At 66.0% G+C, this 16445-nt stretch carries 18 protein-coding genes and 1 pseudogene (1 of these 19 only partly in view); 16 read left to right on the plus strand and 3 right to left on the minus strand.

The window, feature by feature from the left end; translation table 11 throughout:
* Positions 1–17 precede the first annotated feature (17 nt).
* The 9 genes from ACFPFG_RS21425 (at position 18) to fliR (ending at position 6484) form a co-directional block, all read left to right on the plus strand.
* Positions 18–482: a flagellar export protein FliJ gene (locus ACFPFG_RS21425; protein ID WP_183020840.1), complete on the plus strand. Its 465-nt coding sequence runs from the start codon at positions 18–20 to the stop codon at positions 480–482.
* Between the two features lie 3 nt (positions 483–485).
* Positions 486–1997, plus strand: a complete 1512-nt coding sequence (locus ACFPFG_RS21430; protein ID WP_183020841.1) for a flagellar hook-length control protein FliK — start codon at positions 486–488, stop codon at positions 1995–1997.
* A 253-nt stretch (positions 1998–2250) separates the two neighbouring features.
* Positions 2251–2826, plus strand: coding sequence for a flagellar basal body-associated FliL family protein (locus ACFPFG_RS21435; protein WP_380108183.1), 576 nt, complete (start codon positions 2251–2253; stop codon positions 2824–2826).
* Positions 2827–2844: 18 nt separating this feature from the next.
* A complete protein-coding gene (gene fliM, locus ACFPFG_RS21440) occupies positions 2845–3849 on the plus strand; it encodes a flagellar motor switch protein FliM (RefSeq protein WP_016449325.1) in 1005 nt (334 codons plus the stop codon).
* Entirely contained in the window at positions 3839–4270 is a 432-nt protein-coding gene (gene fliN, locus ACFPFG_RS21445; protein ID WP_013800372.1) for a flagellar motor switch protein FliN, read from the plus strand. Before fliM ends, fliN begins: the two co-directional genes overlap by 11 nt.
* A 10-nt stretch (positions 4271–4280) precedes the next feature.
* On the plus strand, positions 4281–4616 hold the full coding sequence (locus ACFPFG_RS21450; protein ID WP_012202579.1) for a FliO/MopB family protein: 336 nt from the start codon (positions 4281–4283) through the stop codon (positions 4614–4616).
* Positions 4609–5394, plus strand: coding sequence for a flagellar type III secretion system pore protein FliP (gene fliP, locus ACFPFG_RS21455; RefSeq protein WP_232245706.1), 786 nt, complete (start codon positions 4609–4611; stop codon positions 5392–5394). The genes ACFPFG_RS21450 and fliP overlap by 8 nt, the downstream gene beginning before the upstream one ends.
* Positions 5395–5420: 26 nt before the next feature.
* Complete coding sequence (gene fliQ, locus ACFPFG_RS21460; RefSeq protein WP_012202581.1) at positions 5421–5690, plus strand: flagellar biosynthesis protein FliQ; 270 nt, start codon at positions 5421–5423, stop codon at positions 5688–5690.
* 29 nt (positions 5691–5719) lie between these two features.
* A complete protein-coding gene (fliR, locus tag ACFPFG_RS21465) occupies positions 5720–6484 on the plus strand; it encodes a flagellar biosynthetic protein FliR (RefSeq protein WP_183020842.1) in 765 nt (254 codons plus the stop codon).
* Between the two features lie 54 nt (positions 6485–6538).
* Here the strand turns inward: fliR and ACFPFG_RS21470 are convergent, their stop codons facing one another.
* Together ACFPFG_RS21470 and ACFPFG_RS21475 are read right to left on the minus strand one after the other, a co-directional pair.
* Entirely contained in the window at positions 6539–7168 is a 630-nt protein-coding gene (locus tag ACFPFG_RS21470) for a response regulator (protein WP_012202583.1), read from the minus strand.
* A gap of 39 nt (positions 7169–7207) precedes the next feature.
* Positions 7208–8356 carry a hybrid sensor histidine kinase/response regulator gene (locus tag ACFPFG_RS21475; RefSeq protein ID WP_183020843.1) on the minus strand — a complete coding sequence of 383 codons (1149 nt, stop codon included), beginning with the start codon at positions 8354–8356 and terminating at the stop codon, positions 7208–7210.
* 119 nt (positions 8357–8475) lie between these two features.
* On the opposite strand from ACFPFG_RS21475, the gene ACFPFG_RS21480 reads away from it, so the two are divergent.
* The 7 genes from ACFPFG_RS21480 (at position 8476) to ACFPFG_RS21510 (ending at position 15020) form a co-directional block, all read left to right on the plus strand.
* Positions 8476–8922 (plus strand): hypothetical protein, encoded by a 447-nt coding sequence (locus ACFPFG_RS21480; RefSeq protein ID WP_012202585.1) that lies wholly within the window; start codon positions 8476–8478, stop codon positions 8920–8922.
* Between the two features lie 52 nt (positions 8923–8974).
* The gene (locus ACFPFG_RS21485) at positions 8975–9337 is read left to right on the plus strand and encodes a response regulator (protein ID WP_016449331.1); all 363 of its coding nucleotides are present in this window, start codon (positions 8975–8977) and stop codon (positions 9335–9337) included.
* Between the two features lie 39 nt (positions 9338–9376).
* The gene (locus tag ACFPFG_RS21490; RefSeq protein WP_312377166.1) at positions 9377–11575 is read left to right on the plus strand and encodes a chemotaxis protein CheW; all 2199 of its coding nucleotides are present in this window, start codon (positions 9377–9379) and stop codon (positions 11573–11575) included.
* 119 nt (positions 11576–11694) lie between these two features.
* The gene (locus ACFPFG_RS21495; RefSeq protein WP_183020845.1) at positions 11695–12183 is read left to right on the plus strand and encodes a chemotaxis protein CheW; all 489 of its coding nucleotides are present in this window, start codon (positions 11695–11697) and stop codon (positions 12181–12183) included.
* Between the two features lie 26 nt (positions 12184–12209).
* Positions 12210–13100, plus strand: coding sequence for a CheR family methyltransferase (locus ACFPFG_RS21500; RefSeq protein WP_197954749.1), 891 nt, complete (start codon positions 12210–12212; stop codon positions 13098–13100).
* Positions 13101–13133: 33 nt separating this feature from the next.
* The gene (gene cheD, locus ACFPFG_RS21505) at positions 13134–13871 is read left to right on the plus strand and encodes a chemoreceptor glutamine deamidase CheD (RefSeq protein WP_183020847.1); all 738 of its coding nucleotides are present in this window, start codon (positions 13134–13136) and stop codon (positions 13869–13871) included.
* Between the two features lie 15 nt (positions 13872–13886).
* Positions 13887–15020, plus strand: coding sequence for a protein-glutamate methylesterase/protein-glutamine glutaminase (locus ACFPFG_RS21510; protein WP_380108189.1), 1134 nt, complete (start codon positions 13887–13889; stop codon positions 15018–15020).
* Positions 15021–15095: 75 nt separating this feature from the next.
* Here ACFPFG_RS21510 and ACFPFG_RS21515 read toward each other — a convergent pair.
* Positions 15096–16445, minus strand: a pseudogene (locus ACFPFG_RS21515) (ATP-binding cassette domain-containing protein) (it continues 529 nt past the right edge of the window).

The following is a 16445-nucleotide window of genomic DNA, read 5'->3' on the forward strand; positions in this document are numbered from 1 at the left end:
AGGGAGGAAAACCCGGTATGTCGTCCTTGAATGCCTTGATGGTGGCCATCGATGCCGCGTCGCGCAAGCGTGACGAGGCGCGCCAGGCGGTGCAGGAGCGCCAGCGCTCGCAGCAGGCCGCGCAGGCGCAAATGGAGCAGCTGCAGCACTATGTGCAGGAAATGCAGACGCGCTGGGGTGCGCAGGAAAACCAGTCCGTGCAGCCCGAGGTCATGTTCCACCAGTACCAGTTCATGGACCGCCTGCAGCACGCCATCGGCCTGCAGACGCGGGTGCTTGCCGACCTGGCCATCCGCCTGGAGGCCGCGCAAAAGGCCTTGATGGCCTGCGAGCTGCGGGTCAGCAGCCTGCGCAAGGTCGTCGAGGTGCGCCGCCGCGATCTGGCGCTGGGCCAGATGCGCCGCGAGCAAAAGGAGACCGATGAACGTGCGGCCATCCAGTTTTTCCGCCGCAGCTTCGGGCTGACATTCCAGGAGGCTTGACGCATGTCCACCAACCAGATCGAACAGCGCGCCGATGCGCGCAGCGCCATGCAGCGCGCCATGGAAGGCGCTCGCTCCGCGCGCGGCACGCAGCCGCCCTCCAACGACCAGGCCGCAGGCTTTTCTTCGTTGCTGGCAGCGATGGACGGCATTGGCGGATTGCCGGCGCTGGCCTCGGGAGCCCTGGGCCAGGCCTTGGGCGAGGACGGCAGTGCCGCTCTTTCCGCGCTGTCCAGCCTCAAGGGCGCAGCCAAGGACGGCCTGAAGGATGCCGCAGACCTGCTGGCCGATCCCGGCCTGGCGCAGGGCCTGCTGCAGCAGCCGCAACTGCCGCTGCAACCGCAGGCGGAGCCGACCGATATGACCACCTCGGCGCAGGCCGATGCCATGGCGCTGGCTGCCAACGGCCAGGCGCCCTGGCTCAGTCTGGTCGGGCAGACCGCCCATCTGGACGGCAAGGGTGACCGCGACATGCTGCAGGGCGTGGCGGGCGACTGGCTGTCCGGCCGGGGCAGCGCCGCCATGATGGCCCTGCGCCAGGAGCAGGGCGCCGTGGCGCACGCGGCCTTCCTGGCACCGCAGTCCGCAGCCGGTGATGCCGCAGGCACGGCGCTGGCCACGGCCAGCGCCAATGCTGCGGCCCTGGCTGCCGCTGCGGACCCCAATGCAGCCGGGGCACTGGCCGATGGCGCTGCGCGCAGCACCCAGGCACAGACCCAGGCCGCCGATGTGCTGGCCGCCGTGCAGTCCGATGCGGCACTGACGGCCGCCGCCGCACGCACGGCAACTACCGCCCAGGCCACGCATGAACAAACGCCCCAGGCCCTGGCGGCCGGTGTGCGGCAGGACGTGGCTCTGGCGTCGGGCATTGCGCTCAACGGCATGGCCGCAGTGCGGCCCGAGGAATGGCGCGGCCTGTTCGAGCGAGCCCGGGAGGGCGGCACCGCCTCCACGGAGTCGGCGGCGAACGGACTGCACGGCGTTGCGGCTGCCGTGGGCGCGGCGCATGCTGGCCAATCCCTGGGCCAGCAGGCGGCCGGCCAAAATGGCGCGGCCTTCGCCCAGCCCGACGCCCAGGCCCAGCCGGGCAACTCCACCGAGCGCGAGCAGCAGGTGTCCGAGCAGGTGGCCTTCTGGGTCCACAACAAGAACCAGAACGCCTCGCTGTCCGTGGAGCATGAGGGCCGGGCCATCCAGGTGCAGGTCAGCCTGCAGGGCAACGAGGCCCATGTGCGCTTTGGCGCCAGCGAAGCCCAGGCGCGTGACTGGCTGGGCAATGGTGCCGACCAGCTGCGCGAGCTGCTGCAGGCCCAGGGCCTGCAACTGGCCGGCGTCAGCGTGGATGCGGGCGGGCAGTCCGGCAGCGGTGATTCGGCAAGACAGGGGGCGGACGCCCAGGCGCGCCAGGGCCGCGTGAGCGCCATGGTCGATGCCGCCGGCGTCACGGGCGGCAATGGTGCCGCACAGGCCGGTGGTGGCCGCGCGGCGGCGGGCGGGGTGGATCTGTTCGTCTGATTCTTCCTGCGCTTCTTGCGGGGCGGCGCATGCGCCGTTCCAGGGCTTTCAGGACAGGCCGGGTGGCGACAAGCTGCCCGGCCTGTTGCGCTTGAAGGCCATCAAGCCAGCGAGAAACCGGGGTTTCATGCGCTTATTCAGGCCATGGTCCGGGGTCCAATCGCCGAATAATTCCTGCCATGGGCCTGCTGCGTCATGGCGCCGCGCATGAAGCGCGAGCGCGTGGCGGTCCCGCTCACCCAGAGGAATTCCAGTGTCTGCCACACCCAATGCCGCCAACAATGCAGCTCCCGCCCCGGCCAAGGGCAAGAAGCTGATCGTGCTGATCGTCATCATTGCCGTCCTGGCCATAGGCGCGGCCGCTGCCTTCATCCTGCTGTCCAAGCGCCACAGCAGCGGCGATGAGGAAGAGGGCAGCGCCAGCAAGGCGGCCGTTACCGTGCCCACCTTCCTGCCGCTGGACAACCTGGTGGTCAATCTGTCCGATACGGGCGGCGACCGCTTCGTGCAGATCGGCATCACGCTGGAGCTGGCCGACGAGAAGACGGCCACCACGGTCAAGCAATACCTGCCCAGCATCCGCAACGGCATCCTGATGCTGGTGTCCCAGCGCACGGCCGAGGAACTGCTGGAGCGCGAAGGCAAGGAGCGCCTGGCCGCCGACGTGCTCAACGAAGTGTCGGCCCCGCTGGGCTACGGCAACCAGGCCAAGGCCAAGAAGCGCAGCCGCGACGAGGACGCCGAGGACGAAGACGGCGAGCGCCGCCGCTCCTCTGCTAGCAAGAACCCGGTGCGCCGCGTGCTCTTCTCCAGCTTCATCATCCAGTAACCGGGGAGGCCAGGCGCCATGAGCGATTCGTTTCTCTCCCAGGAAGAAGTCGATGCCCTTTTGGAGGGCGTGACCGGCGAGAGCCAGAAATCCACGACCGAGGAGGTCGAGGCGGGCATCATCCGCCAGTACGACATCTCCAGCCAGGAGCGCATCGTGCGCGGGCGCATGCCGACGATGGAAATCGTCAACGAGCGCTTTGCCCGCAACTTCCGCATCGGCCTGTTCAACTTCATCCGCCGCAGCCCCGAAGTGTCCGTGGGCACGGTGTCGGTGCAGCGCTACAGCGCCTTCCTGCGCGAGCTGGTGGTGCCCACCAACTTCAACATCGTCGCCATCCGCCCGCTGCGCGGCAGCGGTCTGGTGGTCTGCGACCCCTCGCTGGTGTTCGGTGTCATCGATACGCTGTACGGCGGCACGGGCCGGCTGCAGACGCGTATCGAAGGGCGAGACTTCTCGCACACCGAGCAGCGCGTGATCAACCGCCTGGTCAACGTGATCTGCGAGGAATACAAGAAGGCCTGGCACGGCATCTATCCGCTGGAGCTGGGCTACCAGCGTTCGGAGATGCAGCCGCAGTTCGCCAACATCGCCACGCCCAGCGAAATCGTCGTGTCCACGGCCTTCCAGCTGGAGATCGGCGACATCTCGGGTTCCATCCACATCTGCATGCCCTATGCGACGCTGGAGCCCATCCGTGATGTCCTGTACTCCTCCACGCAGGGCGACTCCATCGAAGTGGACCGCCGCTGGGTCAAGGTGCTCAAGCGCGAGATCCAGGCCGCCGAGGTGACCCTGGTGGCCGAACTGGCGCGTGCCGACGCCACGGTGGAGCAACTGCTGGCCATGCGCCCCGGCGATTTCATCGAGCTCGACCGCGAGCCGCTGATCCGTGCCTCCATTGGCGGCGTTCCGATTTTCGAGTGCCAGTACGGCACTCACAACGACAAGTACGCAATCCGCGTCGAGCACTGCCTGCGTGGCGCCGACGCTGGCTGGATGGGAGAAAACAATGGCAACTGAAGATACGCAAAAGCCCGCTGGCGATGATCCGTTCTCGGGCTGGGCAGAGGCATTGGACGAGCAGCGCGAGCGCGACGCCAAGCTGGAAGAGGAGCAGGGCGGCCCGCTGACGGGCGAGCCCGTGCGTCCCTACGCCGGTGGCGGCGATGTGCCGGTCAACGACATCAACATGGTGCTGGACATCCCGGTGCAGCTGTCGGTGGAGCTGGGCCGCACCAAGGTGCCGATCAAGTACATCCTGCAACTGGCCCAGGGCTCGGTGGTCGAACTCGACGCACTGGCCGGCGAGCCCATGGACGTGCTGGTCAACGGCTACCTGATCGCCCAGGGCGAGGTGGTGGTGGTCAACGACAAGTTCGGTATCCGCCTGACCGACGTGGTCACGCCGTCCGAGCGCCTGCGCCGGGTCAGCCGTGGCTGAGAGCGCCGGCATGGGCCCGCTGTGGCCGACCCTGCTCACGGTGGTGGCCCTGGTCACGGCCATGGCCGCTCTGCCCTGGCTGCTGCGCCGCTTCCAGCAGCGCACGGCTGCGCTGCGCGGTGCCGCCGGCCTGCAGTCGCGGGTGCTGGGCGCCGTGGGCGTGGGCCCGCAGCAGCGGGTGGTGACGGTGGAAGTGGGCGAGGGCGCGCAGACCGTGCGTCTGGTGCTGGGCGTCACGGCGCAGAGCATCCAGTGCCTGCATGTGCTGCAGGCCCCGGCCCCTGCTGATTTTTCGGCTGCGATGGCGCAAGCGCGCAGCCTGCCTGCGGACGGTGCGAATGTCTGAATATTCCTGCAAGCGCCCGGCGCGCACGCTGAGCCAGGCCGCTGGTGCCGCAGCGCTGGCGCTGTGCTGCGCCACGCCCCTGGCCTCCTGGGCACAGGGCGCGCCCGCCAGCCTTCCGCTGGTCATCGGCCAGGGCAGCGGTGGCACCAGCTTTTCGGTGCCCATCCAGACCCTGCTGTTCTTTACGGCGCTGTCCTTCCTGCCGGCCATCCTGCTGATGATGACGGGCTTCACCCGCATCGTCATCGTGCTGTCGCTGATGCGCCAGGCGCTGGGCACGCAGTCGGCGCCGCCCAACCAGGTGATCATCGGCCTGTCGCTGTTCCTGACGCTGTTCGTCATGGGCCCGACCCTGGACCGCGTGTACCAGGAGGCCTATGTGCCCTACACCACGAATGCCGTGACCTTCGAGCAGGCCGTCGAGAAGGCCGAGGCGCCCATGCGCGACTTCATGCTCAAGCAGACGCGCCAGTCGGATTTTGCGCTGTTCGCACGGCTGGCCAAGCTCGATGCAGGCGTCACCAGCGAGACCGCACCGCTGCGCGTGCTGGTGCCCGCCTTCGTGACCAGCGAGCTGAAGACCGCGTTCCAGATCGGCTTCATGATCTTCATCCCCTTCCTGGTCATCGACATGGTCGTGTCCTCGATCCTGATGTCCCTGGGCATGATGATGCTGTCGCCCGTGCTGGTGGCCCTGCCGTTCAAGCTCATGCTCTTTGTGCTGGCCGATGGCTGGAACCTGCTCATAGGCTCGCTGGCCGCCAGCTTCGCCGTCTAGCCCCGCTCTTTTTTGGAAACCCTTCCATGACGTCCCAATACGTGCTCACCTTCGGCCGCGAGGCACTGACCTTGCTGCTCATGATCTCCATGCCCGTGCTGGGCGTGGTGCTGGCCGTGGGCCTGGCCGTCAGCGTCTTCCAGGCGGTGACCCAGGTGCATGAGGCCACGCTGGCCTTCGTGCCCAAGCTGATCTCCGCCGTGCTGGTGTTTGCCATTGCGGGCCCGTGGATGCTGAGCACGCTGGTGGACTTCATCCGCCGCACCATAGAGACCATTCCGCAGGCGGTGGGCTGAGCCCTTCGCAGCATGCAGGAATCGCCGCCGTGATCACCTTCAGCGAAGCCCAACTGGTGGCGTGGCTGTCGCCCGTTCTCTGGCCGTTTCTGCGCGTGCTGGCCATGTTCTCCGTGGCCCCCGTGTTCTCGCAGCGCGTCATTCCCATGCGGCTGAAGATCGGCCTGGCCTTTCTGGTCGCGGTGTGTGCGCAGCCCGTGCTGGGCGACCAGCCCGTGATCGGCATCAACTCGCCGCAGGCGCTGGGCACGCTGATACAGCAGGTCGGCGTGGGGCTGGCCGTGGGCTTTGCCGTGCGCCTGGTGTTTGCCGCCGTGGAGGTCGCGGGCGAGGTGGTCGGCCTGCAGATGGGCCTGAATTTCGCCAGCTTCTTCGATCCGACGACGAATGCCCAGCTCAGTGCGGTGGCGCGCTTCATGGTCCAGATTTCCACGCTGCTGTTCATCGTCATCAACGGGCACCTGCTGGTGCTGATGGCCGTGCTCAAGAGCTACGAGGCGTTTCCTGTGGACGGCAGCTTCCTGCAGGCCATCAACCAGATGCGGCTGCACGAGATGGGGGCGGCGGTCTTCGCCAGCGCCTTCTGGATCGCCCTGCCCATGGTCGCCATGCTGCTGTTCGTGAACCTGGTGCTGGGCATCATTTCGCGCGTGGCACCGCAGATGAACATCTATGCCGTGGGTTTTCCGGTCACGCTCACCGTGGGCCTGACGGGATTGATGGCCACGCTGCCGCTGCTCGAGCAGCCCCTGGTCGCCTTGCTGCAGCGCGGCATTGCGGTATTTGGCACTTAAATGTAAGCAGTTGTGAAAAACAACAGATTTACAGGCCTGTCGGCCGCAAAAGCCTCAGATCAGCTGGTTGTGGATGGCATAGGCCGTGAGTTCGGCATTGCTGCTCATCTGCAGTTTTTCCAGCACGCGCGCACGGTAGACGCTGACGGTCTTGGGGCTGAGCATCAGCTCGGTGGCGATGTCGGTCAGCCGCTGGCCGGCCGCGATCTTGATCAGCGTCTGCAGCTCGCGCTCGGACAGGCTTTCATGCGGCACCTGGGGTGCGGGCTGGGCCAGGCTGTCGGCCAGCATCTGGGCCACTTCGGACGTCAGGTACTTGCGCCCCGTGGCCACGGTGCGCACCGCCTCGATCAGCAGCACCGGGTCGCCTGCCTTGTTGGCGTAGCCCTGCGCGCCTGCCTTCAGGCAGCGCAGCGCGTACTGATCCTCGGGGTACATGGAGACCATGAGCACCTTGATCAGCGGATGGGTTTCGCGCACGCTGGCCAGGGCTTCCAGGCCGCTGCGGCCGGGCATGTTGATGTCCAGCAGCAGCACGTCGCAGGTGGCGGTGCGCAGCTGTTCCCGCAGCTCGGCATAGCTGCCTGCTTCGGCGGTGACGCTGATGTCCACTGCCTCGGCCAGGGTGTCACGTATGCCCCGGCGCAGCACCGCATGGTCGTCGCACAGCACCACGTGGATCAAAGTCGGCCTCCTGGAAAAAGGGTCACGCCGCCATGGCGTTCAGCATTCATTGCCCGGGATATTAGGGCAAGCGCCGCCATCGTCCAGCGGAATGGAGACGATGACCGAGGTTCCGCGTCCGGCTTGACTGCTGACATCCAGCCAGCCCTGAACGGTGCGCGCACGCTCGCCCAGACCGCGCAACCCGAAGGATTCGGGCTTGTCGCGCGCGCCTTCGGCCAGGCCCACGCCGTCGTCCGTCACCTCCAGCGTGAGAAAGCCTTCGCGGTCCGAGAGATCGATGTCCACATGGCGCGCCTGGGCATATTTGCCGACGTTGGTCAGCGCCTCCTGGGCCGTGCGGTAGGCCACGACCTGGATGTCGGGCGCGATATCCATGCTCTCACGGCTGCTGCGCACCCGGGTGGGCACGCCCGTGCGGCGCTCGAAATTCTCGGCCAGCCATTGCACGGCGGCCACCAGTCCCTGGTCCAGCACGGGCGGGCGCAGGTTCATCATGATGCGCTGGCTTGCACCCAGCGCATGCTCCAGCATTTCCAGCGCGGCCAGCGCATGCTCGCGCAGTCCGCCCTCGGGCGCATTGCGCGCAATCCAGGCCACGTCGAACTTCACCGAGGTCAGCGAACCGCCGATGTCATCGTGGATCTCGCGGGCAATGCTGGCGCGCTCACGTTCGGTGGAGGTCTGCAGGTGCTCGGTCAGGTCGGCCAGGCGCCGCTCGGACGCCGCCAGTTCGGCCGCCGCGCGGCGGCGCGCCAGGCGGGCCTCGTGCACTTCCAACGCATGCGAGACCACATGGGGCAGGCGCGTGATGTGGTCCTTGAGCAGGTAGTCGCTGATGCCCTCGCGCATCACGTCCACGGCGGCCGACTCGCCGATGGCGCCGGACAGCAGCACAAAGGGCGGATGCCCGGGCTGGCGGCGCACCAGCTCCCAGGCGTCCAGCGCCGTGAAGCCGGGCAGGTGGTAGTCGGCCAGGATGAGATCGAATGCCTGGCTCTGCAGCGCGGCAGCGGCATCATCGAGCAGGTCGACCGCCACAATCTCGCAGACCAGTCCACCGCGCAGCAGGCTCAGCCGCGCCAGCGCCTGGTCGGCCGCCGAATCCTCGATGTGCAGTATGCGCAAGGGCTTGTGCGGTGGTCTGGCATCCCCGGGGGCGCTATCATGAGATACATTTTGGAACATAAATACAGGTGGTCGTGTACATCAAGGGATGCGCCGCATTCCTGGGGACGATTGACAAGGGCTGGCCATGCTGCAGAGCATGGCGAACATTGGGCTGAAACGCTGGTGGTGGAGTAACAATGCAGTCAATGCACAAGCCTTCGGGCGAGCCTGCTGTCCCCATGCCCGTCATGGTGGCCGCAGACCTGCAGGATGCCTTGCTGGTGGCGATGCGCGATCTGCAGCGCCTGGAAGGCCTTCTCAATCATGCAACGCAGAACCTGCTGGACCGTTTCGACGAGACCCACGGCCAGCTGGCCGGTGAGGCGCTAGGCGCCTTGCCCGAGTTGGACGCCGCGCGGTCCACGCTGCGTCTGGCGGTGACCGAGTTGCAGTTTCACGACATGTCCTCCCAGTTGATCGCCCATATTACGAAGATTTTGCAAGGCTGCGCGTTCCAGTTGGCCGCAGCCACCATGGGCGTGGACGAAGGGGAGGACGATTCCCTGGGCCTGCCGGCGATACCCGACCGGCCCAATCCCGTCACGCAAAGCGAGATGGATGCTGGCTCGGTCGAGCTGTTCTGACCGCTGACCATGCACTCCTCTACCTTTTATTGCCCGTCTGTTGGAGCTATACATGCGATCGATTCTGGCTGTTGATGATTCCCCCTCGATGCGAAAGATGGTGGCGTTCACCCTCGCAGGGGCGGGATTTCGCGTTGTGGAGGCGGTGGACGGCGTGGATGCGCTCGAAAAGGCACAGCTCGAACAAGTCGATCTGGTGCTGGCCGACCAGAATATGCCGCGTCTGGATGGCATCGGCCTGACGCGCAAGCTGCGTGAAAACCCGAAGTTCCAGAACACGCCCATTCTCATTCTCACCACCGAATCCAGCGACCAGATGAAGCAGGCCGGACGCGCCGCGGGCGCCACGGGCTGGCTGGTCAAGCCCTTCGATCCAAACCGTTTGATCGAAGTCATTCAGAAAGTAATGCGTTGAGCCGATAAGTACGGGCAACAGGAAACAGCAGGACCAAAGATGGCGGATCTACACCAGGATGGGGCAGGAGCGGGCGCGGACTTCGACCTGAGCCAGTTCTATCAAATCTTCTTCGAAGAAGCGGCCGAGAACCTCGACCAGATGGAGCAGATGCTGCTGAATCTGGATCTGTCGGCGGCCAACGACGAGGAACTCAACGGCATCTTCCGATGCGCGCACTCGATCAAGGGCGGGGCGGCCACCTTCGGCTTTGCCGACGTGACCGAGCTGACACACCGCATGGAGTCGCTGCTCGACCGGCTGCGCCGGCACGAGATCACACCGATTCCGGAAATGGTCGATGTGCTGCTGGAGTCGGCCGATGCCAGCCGCAGCCTGCTGGCGCGCCACCAGGCCGGCAACGAGGGCGAGGCCCTGTCCACCACGGATCTGGTGGCCCGCATCGAGACGCTGGCGGAAGGCCGCGGCGCCGTACCTGCAGCGGCAGCGCCGGCTCCCGCACCAACCCCAGCTCCAGCCCCTGTGGCTGCGCCGGCACAGGCTCCGGCCCCGGTTGCTGCCGCACCTGTCTCGGGCGGCGCCGTCGGCACGGCACCCGGCAGCGGCGGACGTTCGCTGCATATCCTGATCGGTCCGCTGGAGCGCCTGGAGATGGCCGAGGCCATCAAGGAGCTGTTCCGCGACATTCCCGGCCTGGGACGCATCGAGGACCTGGCCTGCGATCAGCCGCAAAGCCGCCTCTTTGACGTGCAGACCTCGTCCACCGACGACGACCTGCTTGATCTGTTCGCCTTCCACGTGGCCAAGGAGCAGGTCCGCATCACGGCGGCCGGAGCCTCTGCCGAGGCAGCACCCGCAGCGGTGGCGGCGCAAGCCCCGGCCGCTGAAGAGCATGCGCACGACCCCGACGCCGCCCTGGCCTCGGCAGCCATCCCCCCGGCCGACGAAGCCTATGGTTTCTTCAACGGCTCGCCGGGCATGCCCGTGGCCGATGGCGCGCTTGCCATCCACCCGGCCGGCGCCGTGGCCAAGCCCGCTGCCAAGACGGCAGCCCAGGCGCAGCAGGCGCAGATGGAGTCCACCAGCATCCGCGTGTCGGTCTCCAAGGTCGACCAGCTCATCAACCTGGTGGGCGAACTGGTCATCACCCAGGCCATGCTGGCGCAGAACAGCCATGGACTGGACGCCTCGGCCTACCAGCAACTGCTGGCCGGCCTGGCCGACCTGGATCGCAATACGCGCGATCTGCAGGAATCGGTGATGTCCATCCGCATGATTCCCATGTCCACCGTGTTCAGCCGTTTCCCGCGCATGCTGCGCGACCTGGCCGGCAAGCTGGGCAAGAAGATCGACCTGATCACGCTGGGCGAGGCCACGGAGCTGGACAAGGGATTGGTCGAAAAGATCACCGATCCGCTGACCCATCTGGTGCGCAACAGCGTGGACCACGGCATCGAAATGCCCGAGGACCGCCTGGCGGCCGGCAAGTCCGAGCACGGCACGCTGACGCTGGCAGCCTCCCATCAGGGCGGCTCCATCGTCATCGAGGTGCGCGACGACGGGCGCGGCATGAACCGCGAGCGGATTCTCCAGAAGGCCCGCGAACGCGGCATGGATGTCTCGGACAACATGCCCGATCAGGAGGTCTGGCAACTGATCTTCGCTCCGGGCTTCTCCACGGCCGATGTGGTCACCGACGTGTCCGGGCGCGGCGTGGGCATGGACGTGGTCAAGCGCAATATCGCGGCGCTGGGCGGCTCGGTCGAGATCGAGTCCAACCAGGGCAAGGGCATGCGCGTGGCCGTTCGCCTGCCACTGACCCTCGCCATCATGGATGGCATGTCGGTCGGCGTCAGCGACGAGGTCTACATCCTGCCGCTGTCCTCGGTGGTCGAGTCCTTCCTGGTCAAGGCCGAAGACGTGAACACCGTGGCCAACGGCACGCAGCTGGTCAAGGTGCGAGACGAGTACATGCCCGTGTTCGCGCTGGAAAAGACCTTCCGCGTGCCGCGCAGCGACACCAGCCAGTCCAGCAACATCATGGTGGTGGTCGAGTCCGACGGCAGCCGCGTGGCCCTGCTGGTCGACGAGCTGCTGGGCCAGCACCAGGTGGTGGTCAAGAACCTTGAATCGAACTACCGCAAGGTGCCCAACGTTTCGGGTGCCACCATCCTGGGCGATGGCACGGTGGCGCTGATTCTGGACACCGGCGCGCTGGTGCGTCGTGCACGCCACTGAACGGGACAGGGATACCTACCTGACCCCAATCGACGGCGCCGCAGGCACTGCCTGCGCGCCGCCAAGAAACCATGGCCTTCGCCACCACGGCGCGGGCCCGACAGTTGAGGAGCTGAGCAATGAGCGTGATCGCTAAGACCGCAGAAGGCGTCGCCACCGGCGCGCGCGAGTACCTGACCTTCCGCCTGGACCAGGAGGAATACGGCATCGACATCCTGAAGGTGCAGGAAATCCGCGGCTACGAGCCGCCGACCCGCATCGCCAATGCGCCCGAATTCATCAAGGGCGTGGTCAATCTGCGCGGCACCATCGTGCCCATCGTGGACATGCGGCTGAAGTTCAACTGCTCCCAGGTGGAATACAACAGCTTCACCGTCGTCATCATCCTGAACCTGCGCAACCGCGTCGTGGGCATCGTGGTGGACTCGGTCAGCGACGTGATGGAACTGGCGGCCGATGCCGTGCGCCCCGCGCCGGACATCGAAAGCGCCATCGACAGCGGCTGCATTCTGGGCCTGGGTTCCGTGGGCGAGCGCATGCTCATCCTGCTGGACATCGAAAAGCTCATGAACAACGTGGACATGGGCCTGGTCGCTTCGGCCGACTGAGACCCGTCCTTGCACTGAGCGCCCTCATGCGATCCGGTTCTTCCAATGCGGCACTGGCCGCGCGCTCCGCCGACGACGACGGGGCAGCCAACGGGCCCCTGGCCCAGGGGCGCGAATTCGAATGGTCGTCACGGGACTTTGCCCGTGTGCAGGCGCTGATCTACCAGCGGGCCGGCATCAGCCTGCACGATGGCAAGCACGCCATGGTCTACAGCCGCCTGTCGCGGCGCCTGCGCGAGACAGGCTACGACAGTTTTGCCTCCTACCTGGACTGGCTGGAGTCGCAGTCCGACGGCGTGGAGTGGCAGGAGTTCGTGAACGCGCTGACCACCAATCTCACGGCGTTCTTTCGCGAGCAGCACCATTTCGAAATCTTTGCCCAGCATCTGCGCAGCAAGCCGGCCGGTACGGCCTGGAAGGTCTGGTGCAATGCGGCCTCGACCGGGGAAGAGCCTTACTCCATCGTCATGACGGCGCTGGAAGTGCTGGGTGCCACGCCCAGCTTTCAGCTGCAGGCCAGCGACATCGACTCGCGCGTGCTGGATACGGCATCGGCCGGCGTCTACCGCGCCGAAAGCATCAAGGGCATGAGCGCCGAGCGCCTGCACCGCTTCTTCCTGCGGGGCAAGGCCGGCAATGCGGGCCTGGTGCGCGTCAAGCCCGAGCTGCGCCGCCTGGTGGAGTTTCTCAACGTCAACCTGATCCGTGACGACTGGCCGTTCCGCGACCCCTTCGACGTAGTCTTCTGCCGCAACGTGATGATCTACTTCGACGCGGCCACGCAGCGCCGCGTGCTGGAGCGCATCCACCGCGTGATGAAGCCCGGTGGCCTGTTGTTCGTCGGGCATGCCGAGAACTTCAGTGAGTCGCGCGATCTGTTCACGCTCAAGGGGAAGACCGTCTATGAGCGCCGCTGACGCAGGTCCTGCCGCACGCCAGGGGGTGCGCCCATGATCGGAGACCGCCCCGCCTTCGCACCGCAGCCAGCGCCCTCGGAGCGTCGCCGCATGCCGCGCATCAACAGCTATACCGCTGCCGACTATCCGGCGCCGGGCGACCCGGTGCCGCGTTCCTCGCTGGAGCAGCTCAAGCGACAGCAGCGCTACCCCGGCGAGGCTTCGTTCTTCTACTACGACCCGCATTTCCAGCACAACGCAGTCAAGGTCCTGCCGGGCGAGTACTTCGTCTCCAGCGAGGACGTGATCCTGGTCACCGTGCTGGGCTCGTGCATTTCGGCCTGTCTCTGGGACCGTGCCATGCGCGTGGGAGGCATGAACCATTTCATGCTGCCCGACGGCGACTCGGCCGACGCATCGGGCCGCTACGGCTCGTACGCCATGGAGCTGCTGATCAACGAAATGCTCAAGCTCGGTGCCCGTCGCGAGTCGCTGCAGGCCAAGATCTTCGGCGGCGGGCAGGTGATGCACAACTTCACCACCATGAACGTGGGCGAACGCAATACCGCCTTCGTCACGCAGTACTTGCAGACCGAGCGCATCCCCATCGTCTCGGAGGATGTGCTGGACATCTACCCCCGCAAGGTGGTGTTCTTCCCCGCCAGCGGCAAGGCCATGGTCAAGCGCCTGGCCCATGCCCATCCGGAGGAGCTGGTACAGCAGGAATTCACGCGCGGCAATGCAGCCGTCGTGGCACGCAATACGGCAGGCGGCTCGGTCGACCTGTTTTGAGGAAGGTTCAAAGGAATGGACAGGAAAATCAGGGTGATCGTGGTGGACGACTCTGCGCTGGTGCGCAGTCTGCTGTCCGAGATCATCAATCGCCAGCACGACATGGAATGCATCGGCTCGGCCAATGACCCGCTGATCGCACGCGAAATGATTCGCGAGATGAATCCCGACGTGATCACGCTCGATGTGGAAATGCCGCGCATGGACGGCATCGACTTCCTGGGCAGGCTCATGCGCCTGCGGCCCATGCCGGTCGTCATGATCTCCACGCTGACCGAACGCGGCGCCGAGGTCACCATGCGTGCACTGGAGCTGGGCGCCATCGACTTCGTGGCCAAGCCGCGCGTGGGTGTCTCCAACGGCCTGCAGGAACTGGCCGCGCAGATCGTGGACAAGATCCGCGTTGCTGCCGTGGCCCAGGTACGGCGTCTGCCGGTCGCTCCCCGCAGTGCAGCCTCTGCCGCAGGCAGCGCGGCAGCGCCGGTCGCTTCCTCTGCAGGTTCGGCCGTGCCGCGCCAGGCTGCACCGGCGTCGCTGCTGGGGCGGCTTTCCACGGAAAAACTGGTTGCCATCGGCGCCTCCACGGGCGGCACCGAGGCCATCCGCGAAGTGCTTACCCATCTGCCGGCCGACTGTCCGGCCATCGTCATCACCCAGCACATGCCGCCGGGCTTCACCACCAGCTTCGCGGCCCGGCTCAACAGCCTGTGCCAGATGACCGTGAAGGAAGCGCAGCACGGCGAGCGCCTGCTGCCCGGTCATGCCTATATCGCCCCGGGTGGCAAGCATTTCTCCGTGCAGCGCAGCGGCGCCAACTATGTCGCCGTGGTCGACGACAGCCCGCCGGTGAATCGCCACAAGCCTTCGGTCGAAGTGCTGTTCAAGTCGGTGGCCGCCTGCGCGGGCCGCAACGCCTACGGCATCATGCTCACCGGCATGGGCGCCGATGGTGCGGTCGCCATGCGCGAAATGCGCGATGCAGGCAGCTACAACTTCGTGCAGGACGAGGCCAGCTGCATCGTCTTCGGCATGCCGCGCGAGGCCATCGCCCACGGCGCCGCCGACGAAGTGCTGCCACTCAACCAGATCGCCACCGCCTTGCTGGGCAAGCTGCGCATAGGTTCTGACCAGGTGCACCACCGCATCTGAACGGAACGGCCGGCTCTGGCGGCCTCCATGAAAAAAGAGCGCATCGCGCTCTTTTTTTTCAGTCCAATACGGTGCTTACTCGGACAAGGCGCTCCAGCGCTCCAGCGCCTCCATCAGCTGCTCATCGATCTCGCCATCGCGCTGGTGCAACTGAACGGCGCGGGAGTTGTCGTTGGCATACAGAGAGCCGTCGGCCAGGGCCTCGCGAATGGATTTCTGTTCCGCCTCCAGCGATGCAATGGTCTCGGGCAACTGATCTAGCTCGCGCTGCTCCTTGTAGCTGAGCTTGCGCTTGGGCTTGCTGTCGCTGCGCACCGCCGTCGGCTTGGCCTCTTCCTTGGCAGGCTTGGGCTGTGCAGCCTCGGCCAGATCCTGGCTGCGGCGCGACTGGTCCAGCCAGTCCTGCACGCCGCCTTCGTATTCGCGCCACTTGCCCGGCCCTTCCCAGGCAATGGTGCTGGTGACCACGTTGTCCAGGAAACTGCGGTCATGGCTGACCAGGAACACCGTGCCGTCGTAGTTCTGCAGCAGGTCTTCCAGCATCTCCAGCGTCTCGATATCGAGGTCGTTGGTCGGCTCGTCCAGAACCAGCACATTCGCGGGACGGGCAAACAGGCGTGCCAGCAGCAGGCGGTTGCGCTCGCCGCCGGACAGTGAACGCACGGGAGAGTGAGCGCGTGCCGGAGAGAACAGGAAGTCCGACAGATAGCTCTTCACGTGCTTTTTCTGGCTGCCGATCTCTATCCACTCGCTGCCAGGGCTGATGAAATCCTCCAGCGTGGCATCCATATTGATCTGGTGCCGCATCTGGTCGAAGTACGCCACCTGCAGATTCGCTCCCAGCCGCACGTTTCCGCTGTCAGGCGCCAGTTCGCCCAGAATCATCTTGAGCAGCGTCGTCTTGCCGGCACCGTTGGGCCCGATCAGTCCCACCTTGTCACCGCGCAGGATGGTGGCGCTGAAATGCGAGACGATCTGCTTGTCGCCAAAGGACTTGGCCACATCGGTCAGCTCGGCCACGATCTTGCCCTGGTAGCCATCGCCCCGGCCCGAGGCAATGTCCATCTTCACCCCGCCCAGCACATCGCGGCGGGCAGCGCGGTTGGCCCGCAACTGCTCCAATCGGCCGATGCGGCTCTGGCTGCGCGTGCGGCGTGCTTCCACGCCCTTGCGGATCCACACCTCCTCCTGGGCCAGCAGCTTGTCGGCCTTGGCGTTGATCACGGCTTCCTGGGCCAGCTGATCTTCCTTGGTTTGCTGGTACTGAACGAAATTGCCGGGATAGGAGCGCAGCGTTCCACGATCCAGCTCAACGATGCGCGTGGAGACGCGGTCCAGGAAGGAGCGGTCGTGGGTAATGGTCACCACGCTGCCCTTGAAATTCAGCAGCAGCTCCTCCAGCCACTGGATGGCATCCAGGTCCAG

It is taken from the genome of Delftia deserti, assembly GCF_042653485.1.
GTDB classification, from domain to species: Bacteria; Pseudomonadota; Gammaproteobacteria; order Burkholderiales; family Burkholderiaceae_C; genus Comamonas; species Comamonas acidovorans.

Coding starts and splice junctions, on each gene's coding strand:
- ACFPFG_RS21425 (WP_183020840.1), top strand. CDS start 18: ATGTCGTCCTTGAATGCCTTGATGGTGGCCATCGATGCCGCGTCGCGC.
- ACFPFG_RS21430 (WP_183020841.1), top strand. CDS start 486: ATGTCCACCAACCAGATCGAACAGCGCGCCGATGCGCGCAGCGCCATG.
- fliM (WP_016449325.1), top strand. CDS start 2,845: ATGAGCGATTCGTTTCTCTCCCAGGAAGAAGTCGATGCCCTTTTGGAG.
- fliN (WP_013800372.1), top strand. CDS start 3,839: ATGGCAACTGAAGATACGCAAAAGCCCGCTGGCGATGATCCGTTCTCG.
- ACFPFG_RS21450 (WP_012202579.1), top strand. CDS start 4,281: ATGGGCCCGCTGTGGCCGACCCTGCTCACGGTGGTGGCCCTGGTCACG.
- fliP (WP_232245706.1), top strand. CDS start 4,609: ATGTCTGAATATTCCTGCAAGCGCCCGGCGCGCACGCTGAGCCAGGCC.
- fliQ (WP_012202581.1), top strand. CDS start 5,421: ATGACGTCCCAATACGTGCTCACCTTCGGCCGCGAGGCACTGACCTTG.
- ACFPFG_RS21475 (WP_183020843.1), bottom strand. CDS start 8,356: ATGTTCCAAAATGTATCTCATGATAGCGCCCCCGGGGATGCCAGACCA.
- ACFPFG_RS21480 (WP_012202585.1), top strand. CDS start 8,476: ATGCAGTCAATGCACAAGCCTTCGGGCGAGCCTGCTGTCCCCATGCCC.
- ACFPFG_RS21485 (WP_016449331.1), top strand. CDS start 8,975: ATGCGATCGATTCTGGCTGTTGATGATTCCCCCTCGATGCGAAAGATG.
- ACFPFG_RS21490 (WP_312377166.1), top strand. CDS start 9,377: ATGGCGGATCTACACCAGGATGGGGCAGGAGCGGGCGCGGACTTCGAC.
- ACFPFG_RS21495 (WP_183020845.1), top strand. CDS start 11,695: ATGAGCGTGATCGCTAAGACCGCAGAAGGCGTCGCCACCGGCGCGCGC.
- ACFPFG_RS21500 (WP_197954749.1), top strand. CDS start 12,210: ATGCGATCCGGTTCTTCCAATGCGGCACTGGCCGCGCGCTCCGCCGAC.
- cheD (WP_183020847.1), top strand. CDS start 13,134: ATGATCGGAGACCGCCCCGCCTTCGCACCGCAGCCAGCGCCCTCGGAG.
- ACFPFG_RS21510 (WP_380108189.1), top strand. CDS start 13,887: ATGGACAGGAAAATCAGGGTGATCGTGGTGGACGACTCTGCGCTGGTG.